The following is a 24,070-nucleotide window of genomic DNA, read 5'->3' on the forward strand; positions in this document are numbered from 1 at the left end:
CATAATTGTTCTAAATATTAGATACTTTGAGCCAAATACCTCACTGATGATTAATATCCAATTATGAAAAAAATATTTATAACTTTCTTGCTATTCTGTCTAGGTGGTTTGGCATTTGCTAATAGTGTTATGCCTGGTTTAACAGAATTTGACCAAATTGCTGAGAAAGGGGCTGGTCTTCCTGAAACCAAAAATAATCCGCCACCATCTATGGCATCTGGCTTAGCGTCAGTTACGGCGATGAATCAGGGAAATGGGATAGAGGATAAGGCGGGATCACAGTTTTCTAATAAGGTTATAAATGATGATTTTGTACCACAATTAAAGGGTTTGCAGGTATTTGGAGCTAATTTGTTTAGTAGTCAGTGTCAGAATTTACCGCAGATAGCGTTGTACAATCCTAATTACCTGCTGAGTATAGGGGATAAGATTTCTATTACACTGTGGGGTGCATTTGAGTACAGTGCTGTAGCGGAGGTGGATAGTCAAGGTAATATATTCATACCTAAGGTTGGACCGGTTCATGTTGCAGATATTCCAAATAAGGATCTAAATAAGGTCATAGGTGATGCAATCAAGAGGACGTTTGAGAAGAATGTAACAGTGTATGCTAATCTGATGAGTGCACAGCCTGTACAGATATTTGTATCAGGATATGTATCTAAGCCTGGTTTATATGATGGTATGTCGTCAGACTCTGTTCTGTATTTTTTGTGTAAGGCTGGGGGAATAGAGCCTGATAAAGGAAGTTTTAGACATATAGATTTGATTAGAAATGGCAAGGTTATTTCCCATATTGATTTATACAATTTTTTGGTTGATGGTGTTATACCATTTTCGCAATTACAACAGGGTGATAGTATAGTGGTTAGACAAAAGGCTGCATCCGTTTCAGTTATAGGTCAGGTGAAATCACCGGCGATGTATGAGCCTAAGGATGGACAGTTTGACTTGCCTGGATTGCTTAAGCTGGTGGGGGTATTGCCAGAAGCTACTTATGTGCTTATAGAAGATAATAGGGGGTTAAATCCTAGTAACAAATATATTCCATTAAGTGCGATAGGTGATCAGGTAGTTAAAGGAGGTGAGCAAGTAACTTTGACATCAGATCAAAATATTAAGCAGTTAACGGTGTCTGTAACAGGAGCTATATTGGGACCACATCAATTTGTTGTGCCGATAGGAACTACATTAGAGGACGTAGTAGAGAAGCTTAAGTTCAGATCAAGTGCAAATGTTGATGATCTACAGTTGTTTAGAAAGAGTGTAGCGGCGGCACAGAAGGCGGCTATTGATGCTAGTTTGAATTACTTGGAGCAGCAAGCATATACTAAGAGTGCATTGACGAAAGATGGTTTGATAATGCAGCAGCAGTATGCGGGATTGGTGTCCACATTTGTTGAGAAGGCTAAGAAGGTACAGCCTAAAGGTCAAGTTATAGTAGGATCTAAGACGAAGTGGGAGCATATAGCGCTACAGAATAATGATGTGATAAATATTCCTAACCAGAATCAAGTAGTTACAATTAGTGGTCAAGTAATGGCACCGATGGCGATTAATTATAATGAGAAGTTTAGAGTTAAAGATTACATTAATGCTGTTGGTGGATATACACCGAGTGCTGAGACTGGCTATGTGTTGTTGTTACATGAGAATGGTACAGCGGAGCGAGTAGATACAGGTGTATTTACATCTTGGATGTCGTATACGACGGCAGTTAAAGGTGGAGATCAGATAATAGTACCTAATGAAGGTATGTCAGAGGCATTGCCAATTATGGCGACGATATCGCAGATTGTATTCCAGATTGCGTTTGCAGCGAGAGTATTTATAGCTCCAATGTAATTCTAAATTCTAAACGCTCGGTGTTTAATTCTTGGCTCTTTGGAGTGTCAAAATGTATTGTCATGCTGAATACTTGATCAAGTTCAGCATGACAATTTTCCTTCAAGTGTTGAAGAAGTTGATTGCGAAGCAGGACGAGGTAGTATATTAAAACATTCCATCTTTATTATAGAAGGCTGCAGCCTTCTATATCTAAAAGCAGTACTTGGCCAAATGGTTTGTTGCTAAGCTATTTATTCAACGGCTTTTTATGGCATGAGACGGTTGGTAACATTGAGTAAAAAATACGATTTTTTTAAAATCTAAAATCTAAAATTTATTTATATTTATATTTGTATTTATATTTGTATTTTTGTAATATTTAAATCATCTGTAATATATTTTGACTTCTTATGTTTGATATAAAGGCATCGCTTAGTATAGATGAGTCTGTTCGATCTCAATCATTCAATAAAATTCTATGTGTTGGCTACGGTAATCAAATCTCTTCTAATATTAGAGATATTTTGATTGATATGGGAGTTGCCCCTGCTAAAAATCTTGCGAGAGATAATATCAAATCAGATGATATAACTAATATTATCAAAGATGCTAAAGGAATTGAGCATGGTTATAACAAGCCGATAAGTGTAGATAAGATATGGAACTTCTTAGCAGAAGAGTTAGTAATGGCTAATTATAAATCCAAGATATGGTGCTGGTCAGATCAGGCAGCTATATCACTACTGGATTACTGGGCTTCTATAGATAGTAAAATTGGATTTGTGTTAGCTTTTTCATCTCCATATACTCTTATGAGAAATCTATTTTCAGAAGATGTATCGGTATCTAGTGATAAAGTCTCGCAAGTTATGAGTGATTGGGTGACCTATAATAGATCACTACTTGATTTTTATCACAGAAATATGCAGCGCTGTGTTCTTGTTGACTATGATGGTGTTGTTAGTGATATTGCACAGTTTGTGACGAGCTTTACGGAGAAATTTGCGATTAGTCTGAAGTCAGTCAATGTAGATGTATCTAGATTTGAGGTGACAAGTGATTCTGTGCTTGAGTATTTTTTAGACAAGATTATATCTCAATCTGATGATTTGATTAATCTCTATGAAGAGTTGAAGTCTAGTGCAAGTGGTGTTGTCGTTCAATCAAATGTAGTATCTTATGTGGATGTTTTGGGAGAATATATATCTCAAAAGACAGATACTCTTGAGTATATTGTCGAGCTTCAGAAGAGTATTCGAGATAATGAGTTACAGTTTGATAACATAAAGCAACAGCTTAAAAGTCAAGATAAAGACATCACAGATCAACAAGTAAAGATAGCTAGATTAGAGCAAGAGAAAGCTAGCTTATCGAAAGCTGTGAAAGAGCAAGAGCAATTAGTAGCCAGTTTAAATGAAGACAAATCTGGACTAGTGGCAGATGCTAAGGCTAAGCAAGAGCAGTTGGCGAGGATAAGTAGAGAAAATGAGAGTTTACTGAGCAATTTATTTACGGTTCAAGAAGAGCTAGCTGGTAAACTAGAGATATTGACTAAAGAACAAGCAGAAGCAGCAAAAGCTAAAGAAGAGTTACAAAAGATAGCAAAAGAAAAAGCTTTGCTGGTTAACAATCTATCTGCTGTTAAGAAAGATTTGGATGCGATGCAAAGTTCTCTAAATCAGGAACAAGTAAAGACAGCGAGACTAGAGCAAGAGAGAGCTAGCTTATCGAAAGCTGTAAAAGAGCAAGAACATTTGGTAGCGAATTTAAATAAAGAAAAATCTGTACTAGAGTCAGATGTTAAGGCTAGACAAGAACAGCTATCAAAGCTTAGTAAGGAAAATGATAGCTTGTTGAATAATTTATTTGCAGTGCAAGAAGAACTAGCTGGTAAACTAGAGATATTGACTAAAGAACAAGCAGAAGCAGCAAAAGCTAAAGAAGAGCTGCAAAAGATAGCAAAAGAAAAAGATTTGCTGGTTAAGAATCTATCTGCTGTTAAGAAAGATTTGGATGCGATGCAAAGTTCTCTAAATCAGGAACAAGTAAAGACAGCGAGACTAGAGCAAGAGAGAGCTAGCTTATCGAAAGCTGTGAAAGAACAAGAGCAACTAGTAGCTACTTTAAACAAAGATAAAGCTGCATTGGTAGTAGATACCAAAGCTAAGCAAGAGCAGTTAGCAAAGTTAAGTAAAGAAAACGAGAGTCTGCTGAATAATTTATTTGCAGTGCAAGAAGAGTTAGAGAGATATTTTATATGTAGTAAGAGTTTAATGTCAGAGAATGAAATATTAAGAGAAGAATTACTTAAGTTGTTATAATTCATATTTAAGAGAGATTGTTGATGAAAAATATTATACAAGCAAATGAGCTTTTAAAATCTAAAAAACACATAGATGCTTATAGGCTTTACATGTTGAATGTACCTGAAGATCTTAGGCATTGCTTTAAATATAATGTTGAGAGTTGTATAGATGGTATGAGCTATGAAGAGCTCGAACAGGTTGAAAAGAAGATGCTAAACAAGCCACCTAAAAACTTAGTTATTAGGAGGGCTTCGGAGATTATGAATGCTGGTTTTGTTAGGCATGGGATAGAGTATGCGAAAAGATACTGTAGTGATGAAGAGAGATCTGCTATAGAACTATTAAAAGCAAATCGAGCACTTACTGTTGATAATGAAGATGACTGGCTGAAATATTTGAATACATATTTGGCTTATTTAGGAGCATCACCATTAGAGTTAAATAAAACTGGTGTCAACAGATTTCTGAGAATAGATAGTAGCATTGGTGATTTAAAGAAAGTATATAAAGAACCTTTGGTATCGATATTAATGCCGGTATTTAATGCAGAAGAGTATATAGAACATTCTGTGTATTCTTTACTTAATCAAACATGGGTTAATATTGAAATTATTGCTATTGATGACTGTAGTAGTGACTCTAGTTTAGAGATTTTAAGAAATATAGCCCAAAAAGATAGTCGTTTAAGAATACTAAGTAATAAGTCTAATGTCGGACCATATGTCTCTAAAAATTATGCTCTTGGTATTGCTAAAGGTAAGTATATTACAGGGCATGATGCTGATGATTGGGCACATCCGCAGAGGATAGAAAAACAAGTATTATTTATGGAAGTTAACTCTAATGTGAAAGCATCTATTGGTAAGATGATAAGAGTTAATACTAATGGGATAGTCGAAGATTTTGCAAAGGTATCTCATTTAGTGAAAGATGGAGGTCTTAGAACAGCTTTTGTGTCTTGTATATTTGAATCATCTTTTTTGAAAGAAGAGCTTGGCGCATGGGATAGTGTCCGATTTGCTGCGGATTCTGAGATAATGGCTAGAGCAACAGCATTATTAGGCGATAGTTTAGTTTATACTGATATCTTTTGTATGATTTGTATAAATCTTGAAACTGGTTTAACTAACTGTAAAACTAATGGTATTAGGTCTGGATTATCTGAAAGTAGAAAAGTATATAAAGCTAACTTTCTAAAATGGCATGAAGAGCTTCGGGTAAAAGGTACTTATAGATTAGACTTTCCGTTGAAAAAGCGTCCATTTGAGGCTCATCAGAATGCATTAGTAAGTATAGCTAATGTTTTTTCTAATTTAAGAAAAAAAATACTATACTTAACCGTGTCAGGTCAAAACCCTAATGATCCACTGTCTATGGCACAAATTGCTGATGGCAAATATAAAATTGATAGATGTTTTTTTTACGAGAATGACCTTGGATTAAAGCCAAATAGTACGTTTAGACTTAATGTTACAAACTATCAAGCATTAGAGTTATTAAGAGATAGGTATGATATAGAGTATATATCTGTAAGGGGAGCGTGCAAAGATATAGATTATAATTGTTATGATGTTGTAATAATAAATACTAATGCTTCTCCTCGAGCTGTAGGTGATTTTATTAAGTCATTTCATGAGGATAGTTTTAAATCTAAAGTTGTTTTTGGTACGGAATTTACATGGATCGCAGCCTTTAAAAAAGGATTAATATCGGATCGAGAGATGAGAATAGCTTATAGAGATAATCTTTTGCTAAGACATACTCATAAAACAGATCGCCATGTTTACTCAGATGATTCTTTTATGAATACTAATATTAGAGAGTTTGAGATAGGACTTGATACAAATATTTTTAAAAGTACTACTAATATTGGGAATAGGCGATATATTACGTTTGTAGCTGGACCTGAGGGACGAGTAACGAAGAATAATGACGCTATTTATGAGATTGCAGCTGAAATTGAAAAAGTTGCTAGTGATTATAATTTGGAAGTTAGGATACTTAAACCTCCTTATGCACCTCAAGACTTCTGGAATATTATGGGTGAAACCTTGTTTTTTGTATTTACATCCAATGGAGAAACTTTTTCCTATGTGTTGAATGATGCTAAGTCCTTAGGGGCTATTACCTTTTATCCAAGTCATTTATATTATACTGATGTTGATAACAGATATGTTATTGAGAGTTATCCTAGGTCGGGTATAAAATATGATAGTAGTGATGACCTGATTGTGCAAATGACAAGTTTGTTGAAGGATGAAAAGTTACTTCAAGACGCATCTGAACAATCTAGAAGTTTTGTTGTTGATAATTTCTCTGTAGATAAAATACGAGATAATTTTATTTCTATTATAGAAGGTACATATGAGTCAGTTCATATGTTGTTTGTTATTGGAGAGGTTTCTCGAGATAAGATTCTAGAAATTAAGAAAAAATATAATATATCAGTGGTTGTTTCATATTTAAATGAGTTGGGCACTTTTGATAATAGTAATAAATTTACTATATATGATAGAGAAAATGATATAGTATACTTAAGGTACTATCTTGATCAGATTAATGGCGAAAAATATCTTAGTATATGTAAACAACCATATATACATGCTGTAAAAGGTTATAAGAAATTTAAAGAAGAAAATATTAAGTCTTTGGGTTATCTTCATGCATGGTGTAGGTCACAGAAAATTACGGATATGTATATATATGGTAATTATAAGGATAATAGTACATTAAGATATGTTTTTGATGAAATATCAAAGAGAATTAGTGTTTATGAAATTTAATCTGATGGATTGTATTTAATTAAAGAATTGGAGAATTCTATGAGTAAAAAAATATGTGTAGTTGGTTTGGGTTATGTTGGGCTTCCATTAGCTCATGCATTTGCTAAAAAGTTTGATGTGGTTGGTTTTGATATTAGTAAATCTAGGATTGCAGAACTTGAGAGATGCTATGACAGAACATTGGAATTAACTACAGAACAGTTAGAAGATATCAAGGATGTTATTACTTACACTTGTGACATAGATGTTGCAAAAGACTGTAATGTTTATATAGTTACAGTCCCGACACCTATTGACTCTATGAATAATCCAGATTTAACTCCGCTTAGAGACGCATCTTTGATAGTAGGTTCTGTTTTAAAAGAAAATGATATCGTGATATACGAATCTACAGTATATCCGGGGGTTACTGAAGAGGTTTGTGTGCCATATTTAGAAGACAGATCTGGTCTGGTTTTTAACAAAGATTTCTTCTGTGGTTATTCTCCAGAGAGAATTAACCCAGGTGATAAAGAGCATACTGTTACAAATATCCTAAAGATAACTTCAGGTTCTACTCCTGAGGTTGCGACAATAGTTGATGATTTATACAACGCTATAATTGTAGCTGGTACTCACAAGGCAAGTTCAATAAGGGTTGCTGAAGCCGCTAAAGTTATTGAAAATACTCAAAGGGATGTAAATATTGCTTTAATCAATGAGTTAGCAATGATCTTTGATAGTATGGGTATTCCAACTCATGATGTGATTGAAGCAGCAGGTACTAAGTGGAACTTTATTAAGCTAAAGCCTGGTCTGGTTGGTGGGCATTGTATCGGAGTAGATCCATATTATCTAACATACAAAGCAGAAGAGCTAGGGTACAAACCAAACTTGATTTTGGGTGCTAGACAGATTAATAATGGTATGGGCAAATATATTGCTGAGAAGACAGTTAAATTGATGATCAAAGAGCGTAAGCATGTATGTGAATCTAATGTTTTAGTACTTGGATTTGCATTTAAAGAAGACTGTCCTGACACTAGAAATACAAAAGTAGTTGATATAATAACTAATCTTAAAGAATTCGGCGTAAATGTGTCTGTGTTTGATCCACAGATGGATGAGGCAGATGAGAAACATTATCCAAATATTAAATTTATCAAGAACCCATTTGGTGGTAAAACTACCTATGATTCGGTAGTAGTTGCTGTAGGACATAGAGAGTTCAAAATGTATTCTACAATGGATTATAAAGCATTATTTGCAAAAGATGATAAGCCAGTATTAGTTGATGTCAAAGGTATACTAAAAGATTATAACTGGAGATTATAACTTATATCTTTTAAAATTTTATTTCTAGTTGTTGAACTATTTGGTCTTATCTTTTGGGCAAGTTTCTTATTTGCATAGTCCTATCTATAAATCACATAGCTAAGACTGTTGATTTAATCTTTCATTAAACTTATGAACTTTTATAAAATATAGGTATCGTAGGTATTTATATTTTTAGTAGTTATGGATTTTTTCTTTTTAGGTTTAGAAGAATCATTAGGTAGTGATAATAAATTTGTAAAACTAAATAAGTTAGTTAACTTTGAAAAATTCAGAAGAACACTTAAAGGTATCTATACTCAAGATATAACAAGGCAAGGTAGACCAGCCTATGATTGTATAATGATGTTTAAGCTTTTATTGTTAGGACAGTAGTATAGTCTAAGCGATAGAGAATTAGCTTCTAGTTTAAGGCTAAGAATTGATTTCATGTATTTCACAGGTTTTACGCCAACATCTAACTTACCTGATTATAGTACTATTAATAAGTTCAGAAACTTATTAATAGAAAAGAAAAAGTATAAAAGGCTACTTAAAGATTTTAACAAACAGTTAGAATCATTAGGCTTATCGATAAATAATACCAAAGGAGCAATTATAGATGCTACCTTAGTTGAATCTGCTGGTAGACCTAATAGACATATGGATAATCCAGTAGAAGATAGAAAAGAAGATAAAACCTTTACCCCTGATATTTCATACGGTAAAGATACTAATGCTAGATGGATAAAGAAAGGCAGTAAGAGTCATTATGGCTATAAAGTCTTTGCTAGCGTAGATGATAATTATGGTTTCATACAAACAATCCATACAGAGTCAGCAGAAGTCTATGAGGCTCATAGATTAGAAACAATATTAGAAGATATTAATTGTAAACAGTTACTAGCAGATAAGGCATATGACACTACTGCTAATAGAGAATTACTAAAAGTTAACAAAATTAATAATCGTATACTAAAAAAAGCAGTTAGAAATAAACCTCTAACTAAAAGGCAAAATTCACGAAATATTCTTATATCTAAAGTTAGATATAAGGTTGAACAATGCTTTGGCACAATGAAAAGGAAGTTTAATTTTGCTAGAGCTAGTTACTTTTCTACAGTAAAAGTAAATGCACAAGCTTTGTTAAAGGCTATCTGTTTTAATGCATTAAAAGCTGTCAATTTAATGGCTTAACTAGAATAGGTGTATTCATATCAGCATAAAATGCTGATATGAAACACAAAAGGAAGATTTTTGAGTCAGATTTATCTAAAAAATACTCAAGATTAAAAGATATGAAAAAGGTCTTTCATTAACTCAACAGCCTTTAGCTGATTATATATTTACTACAAAATTTTTATTAAATAGTTTAAACTATTTAATAGTTATTAATGTAAAAGTACTTTTTTGATGTTTGATTTTTCGTATATAAAAGATTTACCTATATTTTATAATCAATATAAGCCAAAGGATGTTATCCTTGTGGATGCAGATATTAGTCAGTGGAGTAAGGTTGTAGCTAATGAGAATGAGGCGACAAAGCTTCACTATATTGCTAGCCCTATATCTAACCTTGTAGATAAGCAGATTTCAGAAGCTTGGAAGTTCTATGAGACTATTTTATCGAATGATGGTGAAGAAGTACAACTATACAAATATAGCCTTAAATTTCTAGACGGTCAGATACCCCAAGATGTTTTACAGGGATATTGGCCGAATGCTCATCTGAAAGAGCAGTTTAAAGGTCAAAGTATATCGTCAGAAGATTTTTTTACGACAAATTTTAAGCCAGAATCAAATAAGTTTATAATCTTTGAAAAATTAGGAGCTATATCTAGTATTAAGAATTTAGACTTTGATGTAAATAATATAGTGCTAATAGCAGCCAGAATACTAGAGTCAGAAGATGAGTGTGTATCGAAATTAGCTTTGAGTAAGTGTTTAGAGACAAAGGGGTTTAAAGAAGTGGCATTATATGCAGATCATTTTCCAAAGATGGGGATGGTTGTATATGTTAGGGATTTTGAGAGTGAGAGTAAATCCTATAAGCAAAAGATAGAGTCGTTAGATGAGATTGTTGCTACAAAGAAAGCAGACATTGCTAAGCTACAACAAGAGAATAAACTTCAATCAGAAAATATAGTAAAACTAAATTTTAGGGTTGGTAGCCTTAATAATTCTTTAGAGTCTGTTAGTAACGATATTAAATCAAAAGATATCAGTATTGATGAATTATCAAAAGATCTTGAATTGTATAAAACTAAGCTTGATAAAGTGACTTCAGAATATGTAGAGAGTGAAGCAAAATACAAGCAAGCACTTGGTGAAAAAAACACATCATTAGACAATATAACTGAAGATGTTAAAAAACTAAGAGAAGTAATATTAGAACTTAATTCAGCTAAAGAAAGCTTAGCGTTTAAAACTAGAGAGTTAGAAGCAATGCAGTCTAACTTGTTAGATGTTAATAAAAAAGTTTTTGATAGGTCTGAGCTAAATGAGGAGTTAAAAGCATCCTTAAACAGAAATAACCAGCAAATATTTAATAATATACAGTCTTTTATAAATTTGCAAAATTATTTTATCCATGGTTCGACTCCAATGTCATTTTATGGATTTCCAATAAGTCCTGATGTGGGATTATTTCTAATCGAAAGGTTACAATATGATAAGTATGACTTAATCATAGAGTTTGGAAGTGGGACTTCAACGATTTTGTTCTCAAAAATTTTAAGGGAGCAACAAAAGCGTGTTAGTAATTTCCCAAAAGTGATATCATTTGACCATAATGAATATTATTATAAGCGAACTCTCAGTAACTTGAAGTCAGAGGGGCTAGAAAGTTATGTTGACTTGGTGTATGCGCCGTTAAGTAAGTACAGTTATGAGGGTAATAGTTATATGTATTATAATTGTGGAGATATACTAAATACTATAGCTATGGATATGGTTAAGTATAAAAAAGTATTAGTATTAGTAGATGGACCCCCTCAATCTACTGGAAAGAATGCTAGATTTCCAGCGCTTCCATATTTATATAATCATCTAAGAAAATGCCATGTGGATCTAATGCTAGATGATTTCAATAGACCTGAAGAGAATAGTGTCGCTAAAATGTGGAGAGCTTTTTTAGATGCAAAGAAAATAGAGTACTCTTCGGAGGAGAAAAAATTTGAAAGAGGTATGTATATTTTAAAGTTTCAACTATGAAACCATTTCGCTGTATTGATTTTGAAAGTATAGAAGTCTTGGAATATGTATTCCTGAAGCAGCTATATTTCTGAAGGAGTTAATTTGATTATGTATAAAGGAGTTGACACTAACTCTCTACTGAAGAATGCTCAATACCTAAGGTCATTAGACTTTCTTGAGAGTCATCATCGCTTAATCAGTGAGCTTGTATTAGAATGCTTTAATAAAATGACTAATGATCAAAAAAAGTTTATATCAAATCAAATTGTTGATGTGCTGCGTCGTACTCAGGATCGTGAGATTATAGATTCTCTTCTAAAAAATGATCTAGAGTTTTTTCAAAGTCTTGATTTATCACCTAATTTTAAGAGCAAATACATAGAGGTCGATATTTCTATTGATAATTATGGTATAGATAAGCATTTGTTGTATGATTTTTATAATACCCCAGCTGAGATAATAAATAAGCTAGTACGCGAGAGTAGTTTTGATAAGATATTTAAAAATATCGATTATATGCTTATATTGGCAAATGATAGTCTAATCAAACAAAATCAGCAAATGTATCTTAAGTATTTCAATAAATATCTTGAGTCATACGATCTTTATTTAGTTGATAAGGTATCGTTGAGTGATAGCAATATTCTACAAAATATTGGGTTTAATTCTAAGCCAAGCCCAACCATAAAGGAGAAGTTATCAAAAGTTTCTATTATTATGTCAGCTTTTAACTCCGCAGATACTATTGTTTATGCTATTAAATCACTTTTAGTACAGACATATACTAATTTTGAGATTCTAATTTGTGATGACTGTTCTAGTGATGATACTTTAAGTATCGCAAAAGAGTTGGCGGCTAAAGATGCTCGAATTAAAGTCTTTAGATCTAAAGCAAATCAGGGTACTTATAATATCAGAAATGCTCTAATTGAGTATGCTACAGGAGACTATATAACATTTCATGATTCTGATGACTTTGCACTACCTACTAGGATTGAGTTTCAAGTTGCAAAGATGCAAAATCCAAAAGTTAAAGTATGCTATACAAGACTTCTAAGAATAGATGAGCAAGGTTCCTTTGTATTTTTTTTTGATGGTGAAGTTAGTCGCTTTTGTGCATCTTCAATGATGGTTAGAAAATCTATTTTTAGGGAGTTATCCAAATTTAGATCATCTTCAGTATCTGCGGATACTGAGTATTTTAAACTTATACAGCACTATTATGGTAATTTGGCGATATCAATTATTGACAAGCCTTTAGTTTTGGCTCTTTGGAGTAGAGGTTCGTTAACACAACAAAATGGGTTAGTTGCAGATAATAGTGGATTTGTATCACAAAAAAGAAGAGCCTATGCTGAGATAACTGCACAACAAAGAATATTTGGTAAGGATATTGTTTTAGATGCTCAAGTTAATGCTTTGCTGCAGAATTGTGGCATCTATAGAGAATATACGGATCTTATAGAATTATAGTATTCAAATAATAATATTAACTATGTTAAAATTAATGTGAATCTAGCCTAATCTATACAGAATTAATATTAGCTTATAAATAATGGAGAACAGATGAAAGGAAAAGTCCTCTTAGTTTTTGGTACGCGTCCAGAGGCAATTAAAATGCTTCCTCTTGTGAGAGAGTTTCAAAAGCATGCGGAAGTAACTGATATGAAAGTGTGTGTAACTGGTCAGCATCGTCATATGCTGGATCAGATTCTTAATCTTTTTGAGGTTGTACCAGATTATGATTTGAATGTTATGAAGCCTGGTCAAGATTTATATGATGTTACGACTAAGATATTGCTTGGCATGCGTGATGTTTTGATTGACTATAAGCCTGATATTGTCTTGGTGCATGGTGATACAACCACCACACTTGCAACATCCCTAGCATGCTTTTATCTGCAAATAAGAGTAGGCCATGTTGAGGCAGGTCTTAGAACTGGTAATCTTTATTCTCCATGGCCAGAAGAAGCAAATAGACTTCTTACAACGCAGATTTCAAAATTCCACTTTGCTCCTACAGAAAAAAACAAAGAGAATCTGATTAAAGAACATATTATGGATAACAAAATATTAGTTACTGGCAACACAGTAATTGATGCTTTGTTTATGGTGTTAGATCAGATTAAATCTAAGCCAGAGCTTGAACAAAAAACTATAGATTTTATAAAAAAAGAAGGCTACTTGATCACTGATAGAAAAATGGTTCTTGTTACAGGACATCGTCGTGAAAATCATGGTGATGGTATGCTTAATATCTGCAAGGCTCTGAAGACTCTTGCTCAATCATATCCAGATGTTGACTTTGTATATCCTGTACATCTAAATCCAAATGTCCAAAAGCCGGTGCAAGACCTTTTATCTGATATTGATAATGTATTCTTGATTAAGCCTTTAGATTATTTACCATTTGTATATCTGCTTAGTAAGTGCTATTTGGTGCTTACAGATAGTGGTGGTATTCAAGAAGAGGCGCCATCACTTGGTAAGCCAGTATTAGTTATGAGAGATACTACAGAGCGACCAGAGGCAGTAGATGCTGGTACCATTATGTTAGTAGGTGCTGAGACAGATAGTATAGCGGCTAATGTATCTCGTCTACTTGATCATGAGACTCATTACAACAAAATGGCTTATGCGCATAATCCATATGGTGATGGTAATGCTTCGTTGAAAATATTACACTTTATAGAAAACTGGATTCGTAAAATTAAAGGATAAATTTATATGATGAAATTTGAGTCAGTATGCATGATAGGTTTAGGCTATATTGGTCTTCCAACAGCAGCGGTGTTTGCTCGTGGTGGTATGCATATCAAAGGTGTGGATGTCAGTAAGCATGCCGTAGATACTATCAATGATGGTCGTATTCATATCGAAGAGCCAGGTTTAGCTGAGCTAATCAAAGATGTAGTTAGCAAAGGCTTGCTAAAAGCATATACAGAGTCACAAGAGGCTGATGCATTTATCATAGCCGTACCTACACCATTTAAAGGTGATGATTATGAGCCAAATCTTGACTATATCGAGTCAGCAGCCAAATCATTGGCTAAAGTTTTGAAAAAAGGTGATCTAGTAATACTAGAGTCAACATCTCCAGTAGGTGCTACTGAAAAAATGTCTGCATGGATGGCTGCTGAAAGACCAGATCTTACATTTCCACAAACACATGGTGAGGACTCTGATATTAGAGTTGCACATTGCCCAGAGAGAATATTACCAGGTCAGATGATTAGAGAGTTAGTTGAAAATGATCGTATCATAGGTGGAATGACACCAAAGTGTAGTGAGTATGCTGCAGCACTATATGGACTAGTGGTTGATGGCGAGTGTAGTATCACAACTGCTCGTACAGCAGAGATGTGTAAGCTTACAGAGAACTCTTTTAGAGATGTAAATATTGCATTTGCTAATGAGTTAAGTATGCTTTGTGATAAGATGGGAATCAATGTTTGGGAGCTTATAGAGATGGCAAACAAACACCCTAGAGTAAATGTGTTACAACCTGGTTGTGGAGTTGGTGGGCATTGTATCGCAGTAGATCCGTGGTTTATTGTAAATGCATTTCCAGAGGATGCTAAGATTATTGGTACAGCAAGACGCGTGAATGATAGCAAACCACATTATGTAATCTCTAAGGTAAAAGAAGCTATCAAAGCTATCAAGAGCCCTAAGATAGCATGTCTAGGTCTGGCATTTAAGCCAGATATTGATGATCTCAGAGAGTCTCCTGCTCTAGATATTACGAAGATGCTATCAGATATTGAGGGTGTTGAGATATTAGCAGTTGAGCCAAATATCAAAGAGCTACCAGCAGTATTAGCAAATCGTAAAAATGTGCAGCTGGTTTCATTTGAGCAAGCTAAACAGCAGGCTGATGTATTGGTATCGTTAGTCAAGCATAGAGAGTTTATCGGTTTTAAATCTGATAAACTAATTGATTTTGTTAATTTGTAGTTTTTGATTAGATTCCTGCTAAATATAGTTTAGATAGAATCTAAGCTTTATTTTGGCTGTAAGTAGTCATTTATAGAATATCAATAATCTTTTTTTAATATTAAATCAACAGTCTTGACTATTGCTTTTAATTTTTTGCAATATGTCTATTGTAGATATGATAATCTTGGTTTAATTCTGTCCTTTATGTCTTTGTAGTTGAGATTTTTTTTAACTTATAATACAAACTTATTTTGATATAATTAGTGGATAGATTTATTAGAAGTTGGTATTATTCGTAAATATGAATTTGTTTGATAAGAAATTTACATTTGATGTAGAGTCAAGTAAAAGCTATATTTTAGTTGGCGCCTTATTCGGAGATGATAGTTATAAAGATGCTAATCTGATTGTATCAATTGACTTCTCAGCTACAGAGCTTTCAGATGAGTTGGTGGCTCTGAATATGTTAGAGTTTTCAGAGGATTATGGTTACTATAGACCTTTGGTAGTAGAAAAAGGATTGACACTCTTTAATGTATTTCTCAAAGTTCCTAAAGATGTTAATCATATTGAAGTTAAGTTTATTGAACTAGAAAAGTCTGGAAAGTTAGATTTATTGTCTTTGTCAATCTATGACAATACTATTGCTAATAACTATATACAAAAGCACTATTTGTCATCAAAATCAAATCAAGAAAATTTTAAAAAACGACAGATATATAAAGATAGGTGGTTGAAGCAGCTGCAAAACAATATCTTGCTGAAAGATGGTTTTATTTATAAGTATGCACAAATATCTATTGATTCTGTTACATCTATCAAGGGTTTTGTACTGTGGCCACTTAAAATCTTTGCTCTTATAAATACATTTGTAAAATTCAAGCAATCAAAATTGGCTTATGATAAATGGTATCAGCTAAAGCAAAAACCATTGTCAAAAACTATCAGAACCAATATTAGAAAGATATTTATCAGAGGGGAGTATTTCTCACTTGATGGCGAGAAAAATAATGCCATGCTAATCAAGTATGATTTTTATAAAGATTTGGATATTGATCTGCTCAAACAGTTAGGCTTTTCATATTCAGAAAAAGTAGGTTTCTTTAACTATGTTGATGTATCAAAAGATGGTCAAAATGCTTTTTTAAAGCAGGTGCAGGTGCCAGAGGGTATATCTAAGTTTACGATAAGTTTTGTCAATTGGTATAGTAGAGGTAAGATTTTGTTTAAAATCGATGATATTAGCCCTCATCAGAGAAAATCACTCTCTCAAAATATAATTCAGCAGAGTGACAAGCCTAGTGATAAACAAAAACCTACAGTAATATATTCTGATGAATTAACCCAACAAGATGAATTGTCAGTACTTGGTTGGCCAAAAATAGAGAATCCTAGGCAAAAGCCAATAGTTCTTGGTGTGATGGATGAGTTTACAACAGGATGTTTTGAGCAAGATGTATGCTTGATTCAGCCAAGACCAGATAACTGGTTAGCTCTAGCAAAGAGATATAAGCCAGATTTGGTATTTATTGAGTCAGCATGGCAAGGTAATCATGGTAGTTGGCAGTTTAGGGTTGCAAATTATACCAATAAACCTGGTGATGAGATAGCACAGCTATCGGAATATTGTAAGCAGAAAAATATCCCGATGATTTTTTGGAATAAAGAAGACCCAGTACATCACCAGAAGTTTATGTGTACAGCAGAGCTCGCTAGCCATATCTTCACTACAGATGCAAATATGATACCTTCATATAAAGATAAGACAGGTAATAATCAAGTTTCGGTATTACCATTCTCTGCTCAGCCGTCATTGCACAAGCCAAAGCCTCTAGCTGGTAGAAAGCAAAAAAGCTGTTTTGCAGGTAGTTGGTATGGTAACAGACACGCAGAGCGTGGCGCTATGATGGTGTGGCTTCTAGAGGCTGCAAATGAGTATGGTCTTGAGATCTATGATAGGAACTATGATCGTGGTATTATGCCGTTTCCAGATAAGTATAAAGATGGTATCAGAGGAGCTCTACCATACAAAGAGTTATGTCAAGAGTATAGCAAATATCGTATATTCTTAAATGTAAACTCTGTAGTTGACTCACCGACTATGTTTTCGCGTAGAGTGTTTGAGCTTATGGCTTGTGGAACACCGATAGTTAGTACTTATGCGAAGGGGATTGAAGATTTTTTCGAGTCGGATGCGATATGGCTTGTCAAAGATAAGCAAGAAGCGCTAGAAGCTATCAAGACTCTGATGAATGATGATGAAGAGTGGCGTCGTAGAAGTTTACTAGGAATCCGTGAGGTGTTTAGTAAGCATACTTATGCTCATAGATGGAATCATATTTTTGAGTTTGTCAAATCTGATAAGCATATAGATGTTGATCCACAGATAACACTAATTGCTGTAGCTAATAATCACCAAGATATGGCTAGACTAGTACAGATGGTATCAGCACAAAAATATCAAAATTTCCAATTATATATACGACCACAATTTTCAGATGCAGTAACAATGTCTATGCCTGCTAATATACAGCTATGTCGAGATTTCAGTGAGTGTGCAGATGATTTTGCTAACTATATAGGTTGGATTGATAGCAATATTGAGTATCAAGAGTTCTATCTAAGAGATTTGGTTAATGCTATTCTATATGAGCCAAATGCTAAAGGTTGGGCAAAAAGTGCTACAGAGGATGTGTTTGCTTATGATAAGCAAACTATAAACAGTCTTGTAATATGGTCTAGAGATGTAATAGCAGCAGAGTTTTTTGATAATCAAGTTACTAGCTCTAAAGTTTGTGATGTTAATCTGTTTGTTATTGACTCAGATCAGGTTGAATTGAAATCAAAAGACAATCCGGTGCATATGAATTCAAAAACTAGTACATCTAGCGTAAATAAATCAAAAAAAAGAAATAATAAAAATAAAAGGGGTAGAAAATAATGAGCAAAAAAGTACTTGTTTGTGCAAACCCTGACTTAAATTATATTGATGGTTCATCAATCTGGCTGCAAACTATTATGCTTGTGATATCTGCTACAGGTGATGCTGATATAGACTTCATAGCAAAAAGCACCCCAGATAGAGATGAGTTATATGCAAATATTAAAGCAGATAAAAATATCAATATTATAAATGGTACTGATAAAACATTTTGGAATGGCAAGGGTTTTAAAAGACTTAATCATGATATGATGGCTGATTTAGCTGCTAAACTAGATGACTCTAATAATTATGATATTGTGATTGTTAGAGGTTATGATATAGCTAAAAAATTAGCTGATTATCCTATTACATTATCAAAGTGTTGGTTATATTTAACAGATATACCCCAGTCGATAAATGATTATAGCCTAGAATTAAGACAAGATATATCAGAACTTGGACTAGGTTGCCGCAGAGTGTTATGCCAAACAGAAGGTTTCAAAGATATTTGGCTACAAATTGAGCCACGACTTGAGAGCGAAAAAGTATATATATATTCGCCAGTTATTCCTGATTTTGCACAATTTACACCGATATCTCAGCGCAAGCAAATAGCAGTATATGCGGGTAAGTATACTGCAGATTGGAATACATTAGAGATGGCACAGGCATGGTCTGATATATATAAAAAACTACCAAAAGCTAAACTTGTGATGATTGGTGATAAGATTCATGATGATTCCAAACCAAAAGATTTTGCTACTAAAATGAGATCTGCTTTAGAAAACACTGATGGACTACAGTGGCTTGGTGCTCTATCTCGTGAAGGGGTGTATGAAAATTTACTACAAGCTAGAGTAGGTCTGTCTTGGCGTGATGAGAGTTTAAATGATATTGTTGAGTACTCTACTAAGCTATTAGAGTATGGTAGCGCAGGTTGCGCGGCTATAGTAAATAGAAATCCATTACATGAAGAGTTGCTTGGTGAAGATTATCCACTATTTGCTAACTCAGATATAGAATTTACAGATAAATTATATCTAGCATTAACCGATGATGATGCTTGTCAACAAGCTGCTAATAGAGTTATAGACTTAGCAACTAGACATACATTTAGTCAAAGAGTTGAAGTTGTGAGATCATGGTTACAAAATAATCACAAATTAGCATCAACAAAAAAGATAGTATTAGTTGCAGGCCATGATCTTAAATTTTTCAATTTATTGCAAAATAAGCTAGAAGCAACAGGTAGGTATATATTTATTGTAGATAAGTGGATTCATCATAATAAATTTGATGAAGAACAGAGTAGAATGTTGCTGCCAAAAGCGGAGGTCATATTTTGTGAATGGTGTCTAGGTAATATTAGATGGTATTCTCATAATAAACTGCCACATCAAAGGCTAGTTGCTAGATTTCATGGTCAAGAAAGATTTTTGCCTTATTTGACAGAGTCAAACTGGGATAATATAGATCATATTGCTTATGTTAGTGATGTTGTTAGAAGAACAGATGAAAGTAAGTTTCGTATCGAGAAAACATCCATAATAGCTAATTATGTTGATAGCGAAAAATTTAAGATTAATAAAAAAACTGGTGAGTCAAGATACACCCTTGGTATAATTGGTGTGGTGCCAATGATGAAGAGGTTGGATCGCGCTTTAGATCTTCTCGAAGAGCTTTTGGAAGAAGATTCACGCTATTGTTTACGAGTTAAGGGTAAAAATCCACTTGAGTATGGTTGGTTATTAAAAAGAGAAGAAGAGTTAGAGTATTATAAGAAAATACTTGAGAGAATAAACTCTAATGAAGAACTAAGATACAAAGTAATATTTGATCCAGCTGCTGATGATGTTAATGAGTGGCTTAGTCTGGTAGGTTTTATATTATCACCATCTAATTTTGAGTCGTTTCATATGGCAATAGGTGAAGGTATGCTAACTGGAGCTACTCCTGTTGTATGGAACTGGGATGGTGCCAATGAGATATGGCCTGATTATAGTATAGTTAAGAGCGTTGATGAAGCTAAAGAACTAATTCAAAAGGTTAATCAACAAGATGCGCTAGATAGGGTATATCAGCAGAATAGAGCTTGGATGCTTGATAATTATGTGAGTGAAGGCATAGTAGATAAATGGAGAGCATTGTTAAATGTTGAGTGATATAAAAAATCTTGGGGAACTATCTCAACATATTGTCAAGAAATACATAAAATTTGGAAATGGCAAAAATACGATTGATTTTGATAAACTAAAAAAAGCTTGTGATGGAGTGGTTGTTGCAAATCGTTTTCAAGATCAACAGATATTCTTAGATACTTTTGATTGGCAGAATGGTCATGATGATAGGAACTGGTGGTGGCAATTACAAGCATTACCATTTTTGCTTTGGTATGTTAACTCACATAATTTAATGAATAATGATGAGAAAAAAGCATTATTGTTTTTTACTAAAAAAGCGTTGCTTAGATGGGTTGAGTGTTCTGAAGTAGAGAGTATTAGTTCTCCACTTATCTGGCATGATCATGCTAGTGCATTTCGCTTGCGAAATATTGTCAAGTGGATTAATTTTTTAATTATTAATGATTTGTATGTGGAGTTACTAACAGATGCTGAGCAGCTTAAGATTATAAATGTTATAGATAAACATTTGAATTTTCTAAAAGAAGAAAATAACTATTCTCAATATACAAATCATGGCTTTGATCAGATGATGATCGTTTATGAGGTATCATTGCTTTGGCAGAAGCAGAATATTTTACAAGAGATTGGTGATATTGCGGAGTCTAGATTAGAGGATGAGCTTGATCATGCTTTTACAGATGAGGGGGTGCATGTTGAAAACAGCCCTCATTATCAAAGATTTATGCTCTCAAGAGCTAAACAACTCATAGCATTTAAAGAGATCGGTGATAAAAAACTTTGTCAAAAAGCCACTTTGGTAATAGATAAAGCAACAGACTTTTTGAGAGCTATTACTATGCCAAATGGCTATCTACCAATGATAGGAGATACTGTTGAAGATGATAAAGGGTTGTTAGAGTCATTGGATAGTAGTATAAAATTTTATGACTATAGTCAGTCAGGTTATTATGTGGCTAAAGGTAGAGCAAAAAATGGGAAATCACTGCATTTAGTATTCAAATGTTCATATATTAGTAACTATCATCGTCATGATGATGATTTGGCTTTTCATCTATATTACGATGATCAAGTGGTTTTTGGTGATGGAGGGCTTGGTATATATCAAGAGCAAGATAGTCGGCGAAAGTTTCTAAGAAGTTCTGCGGCACATAATACTATATATCCTCGAGATATAGAAGCGATAAGAGAACCTGATAAACTATTGAGCAAATCTGTAGCTAGTGTTCTAGAACCAGGGTTGATTGTTGCTACTACTAGTATGTATGGGGGTACGCTACAGAGAGTATTAGATATTAGGAATCTAGAAGATCTGGAGATAGTTATCAAAGATAAGTGGCTTGAACTACCAACAGCAGATGCTAGTATATCTATGATTAATTTTTTTATTCCAGCAGTTGTTAGAGCCAATAAAATATCAGAAAAGGAGTTGGCTTTTGATATGGCAGGTAAGTTGGTAAATGTCAAAACTTCAACTGATAAAATAAGTATGTACTTAGATGAAGTAATAGTTTCTAAAAAATTTGCTCAGTTTGATAAAGCAGTAAAATTTGGATGGCAATTATTTCTTTCACTTAGAAAGACAATAGTAACGAATATTAAAATAGCTAACAGTGATAAAATTTTTGAAAAGGAATTACAGGCTGATCCTAGAATCAAAACCTCCCAAGAACTAAACTTAATAAATGATTTCAAAAACAACGCGGTGATGCTTAAAAGAGAAATTATTATCAAGAGCAATAAAGTGGTCTTAAAAACTGAAGGAGAAGGCGATTTAGTTTATGCATTTTATTTGTATTATGCAGATAAGCTACTAAAAAGTTTATACAGCGATGAGAGAGAGCATAGCTTTAGTGTGCCTATTAACAGTGATATTGAATATAAAGCAGTTTTTTATTATAAGCATCAAAATGGTGAGAAGTGTTCATGTGGAGTTAGTTTTCGGATATTTAATGATGAAGTAAAAATTATAAATCCTAAGAGGTGAAGTGTGTTAATTGCTACTAGTGAAACAATTTTCGATAGATATTTATACTGTTGTGGCTATGGTTATAGTGCTAGAGATATAGTTTTAGGTAAAAAGGGTCTTGAAGAGTATATACATAAAGGAGGTGATCCCTTGAAATTATCCGATGGTAGATATGTCATAGGATATTTAGATAATCAAGATCAGTTAATATATTTCTCAGATAGTCATGGGACTGATTTATTGTTTTATTACAGCGATGATCACTTTTGGGCTGTATCATCATCAGTCTATGCACTGGCGAAACTATTGAAAAATAAAGGTATATCTCTTACTCTTAATAGAGCAAATTTGTCATCATACTTTGTACAAAGCTCTATTTTTGAACAACCACTATCTGATAAGCAAATCTTCGAAGAGATTAAAATTCTAGATCGCAGATATTATATAAGAATAAAGGCTCTTAGTTTAGATATAGTGAAGAAGCCAAGGTCAAGAATTTATGATGAAGTGTGTGGTAAGAGTATTTTAGGTAGAATAGGATATTTTATTTCCTTCTATAGGAAAATGTTTGAGCAGCTGCTCTCATTGAATATGAACGTTGAGTTAGAGTTGTCGGGAGGGGTGGATTCAAGGCTTAATATGGGTTTATTCTTACCTTATATGAAGACTAAGCAAGTTAAGGTGACAACAGACAAGAGTAAAGTAGATGACTATCTTGTAGTACAAAAATTAAAGTCAAAATTTGAATTTGAATATTCCTCTTCGATGCCTGTTACAAGTAATGTGAATGATAAAATATACAAATATAATATCTATAAGTTAGCACATCTCTTTGTAAGTAGGACAGTTAAGCGTCCAAACTCCAGACTAAGGACAGACAATCCTATTTACAGTAATATTAGAATTAATGGAGGCGGAGGAGAGGTTGGGAGATTATTCTATAATATAAATGTTGAAGCTTATAGAAACTGTATAGATAGGTCTATTCTATCTCAGGAATATAAAGAAATTTTAAAACAAGAGTTGAGTGATGTTTGTAGACATCTTGATTATGACGGTAATCCATCTAAGGCAATGATAGAGTTATACAAGTATAGAAATATATATTTTGTAGGTAGATCTTGGTATCACTTTTTGATAGGTGTCACATTTACACCTATGATATCTTCTATCTATAGTTCAATAACAGAACTTAGTCGTGATAGTGAATTTGGAATTGAATTAAATTCATTTATGGAGTCTAATTTTTTACAAAATTTTATAATATATCAACTAGAAAAAGAACTTTTAAATTTGCCATTTGATAATCATGTAAAGAATGGTAATGCTAAATCTTTTTTAGATAAGAATATGTATAATATTGACATCAGTGATATATACCAAATTAAAGATTTCAATATTTATGGTAATCTTGAATCTATAATTAATTTATCTGAGACTAGAGATTTTATAAATATAAATATGCCTACATATGATTTAAAAATGAGCTATGAAGATATGATATATAGCGATATTGGAGATGATGGTTTGGAGTTATTAAGAGTTTCAGGTGTCTTAAGCGATGATGCATTCTTAGATATAAAAGCTAAGTACGAAGCTCGAGAATTGAGTAAAATCGATGAACTAAGTATTTTAAATGCAGTTGAAGCACTTAGGATAGCGGAATGATTATTAATATTTGTACTGTTGCATTT

13 protein-coding genes and 1 pseudogene are annotated in these 24,070 nt (G+C 33.3%); all 14 read left to right on the plus strand.

Translation table 11 applies throughout. From position 1 onward, the window contains the following. The first annotated feature begins 63 nt into the window (after nucleotides 1-63). Complete coding sequence (locus tag F7308_RS03805) at nucleotides 64-1,845, plus strand: polysaccharide biosynthesis/export family protein (protein WP_013922527.1); 1,782 nt, start codon at nucleotides 64-66, stop codon at nucleotides 1,843-1,845. A gap of 392 nt (nucleotides 1,846-2,237) precedes the next feature. Continuing rightward, a complete protein-coding gene (locus F7308_RS03810) occupies nucleotides 2,238-4,148 on the plus strand; it encodes a coiled-coil domain-containing protein (protein WP_013922528.1) in 1,911 nt (636 codons plus the stop codon). 23 nt (nucleotides 4,149-4,171) lie between these two features. Then, nucleotides 4,172-6,916, plus strand: coding sequence for a glycosyltransferase (locus F7308_RS03815; protein ID WP_013922529.1), 2,745 nt, complete (start codon nucleotides 4,172-4,174; stop codon nucleotides 6,914-6,916). 39 nt (nucleotides 6,917-6,955) lie between these two features. Beyond that, a complete protein-coding gene (locus F7308_RS03820; RefSeq protein ID WP_013922530.1) occupies nucleotides 6,956-8,230 on the plus strand; it encodes a nucleotide sugar dehydrogenase in 1,275 nt (424 codons plus the stop codon). Between the two features lie 183 nt (nucleotides 8,231-8,413). Further along, on the plus strand, nucleotides 8,414-8,605 hold the full coding sequence (locus F7308_RS10285) for a hypothetical protein (protein ID WP_013922531.1): 192 nt from the start codon (nucleotides 8,414-8,416) through the stop codon (nucleotides 8,603-8,605). A gap of 12 nt (nucleotides 8,606-8,617) precedes the next feature. Next, nucleotides 8,618-9,406 (plus strand): annotated as a pseudogene (locus F7308_RS03825) (IS5 family transposase); the annotation flags it as partial. Between the two features lie 216 nt (nucleotides 9,407-9,622). Next, nucleotides 9,623-11,422: a coiled-coil domain-containing protein gene (locus F7308_RS03830; protein WP_013922533.1), complete on the plus strand. Its 1,800-nt coding sequence runs from the start codon at nucleotides 9,623-9,625 to the stop codon at nucleotides 11,420-11,422. 90 nt (nucleotides 11,423-11,512) lie between these two features. Next, nucleotides 11,513-12,877, plus strand: coding sequence for a glycosyltransferase family 2 protein (locus tag F7308_RS09900; RefSeq protein ID WP_013922534.1), 1,365 nt, complete (start codon nucleotides 11,513-11,515; stop codon nucleotides 12,875-12,877). A 93-nt stretch (nucleotides 12,878-12,970) separates the two neighbouring features. Further along, nucleotides 12,971-14,125, plus strand: coding sequence for a non-hydrolyzing UDP-N-acetylglucosamine 2-epimerase (gene wecB, locus F7308_RS03840; protein ID WP_013922535.1), 1,155 nt, complete (start codon nucleotides 12,971-12,973; stop codon nucleotides 14,123-14,125). A 6-nt stretch (nucleotides 14,126-14,131) separates the two neighbouring features. After that, a complete protein-coding gene (gene wecC, locus F7308_RS03845) occupies nucleotides 14,132-15,361 on the plus strand; it encodes a UDP-N-acetyl-D-mannosamine dehydrogenase (protein WP_013922536.1) in 1,230 nt (409 codons plus the stop codon). Between the two features lie 283 nt (nucleotides 15,362-15,644). Beyond that, a complete protein-coding gene (locus F7308_RS03850; protein ID WP_013922537.1) occupies nucleotides 15,645-18,284 on the plus strand; it encodes a CgeB family protein in 2,640 nt (879 codons plus the stop codon). Beyond that, nucleotides 18,284-20,428, plus strand: coding sequence for a glycosyltransferase family protein (locus F7308_RS03855; RefSeq protein WP_013922538.1), 2,145 nt, complete (start codon nucleotides 18,284-18,286; stop codon nucleotides 20,426-20,428). The genes F7308_RS03850 and F7308_RS03855 overlap by 1 nt, the downstream gene beginning before the upstream one ends. Further along, nucleotides 20,418-22,394 carry a heparinase II/III domain-containing protein gene (locus tag F7308_RS03860; RefSeq protein ID WP_013922539.1) on the plus strand — a complete coding sequence of 659 codons (1,977 nt, stop codon included), beginning with the start codon at nucleotides 20,418-20,420 and terminating at the stop codon, nucleotides 22,392-22,394. Before F7308_RS03855 ends, F7308_RS03860 begins: the two co-directional genes overlap by 11 nt. Nucleotides 22,395-22,397: 3 nt before the next feature. Next, nucleotides 22,398-24,044, plus strand: coding sequence for an asparagine synthase (glutamine-hydrolyzing) (locus F7308_RS03865; protein WP_013922540.1), 1,647 nt, complete (start codon nucleotides 22,398-22,400; stop codon nucleotides 24,042-24,044). Nucleotides 24,045-24,070: the final 26 nt, after the last annotated feature.

This window comes from Francisella salina (genome assembly GCF_000219045.1).
GTDB classification, from domain to species: Bacteria; Pseudomonadota; Gammaproteobacteria; order Francisellales; family Francisellaceae; genus Francisella; species Francisella salimarina.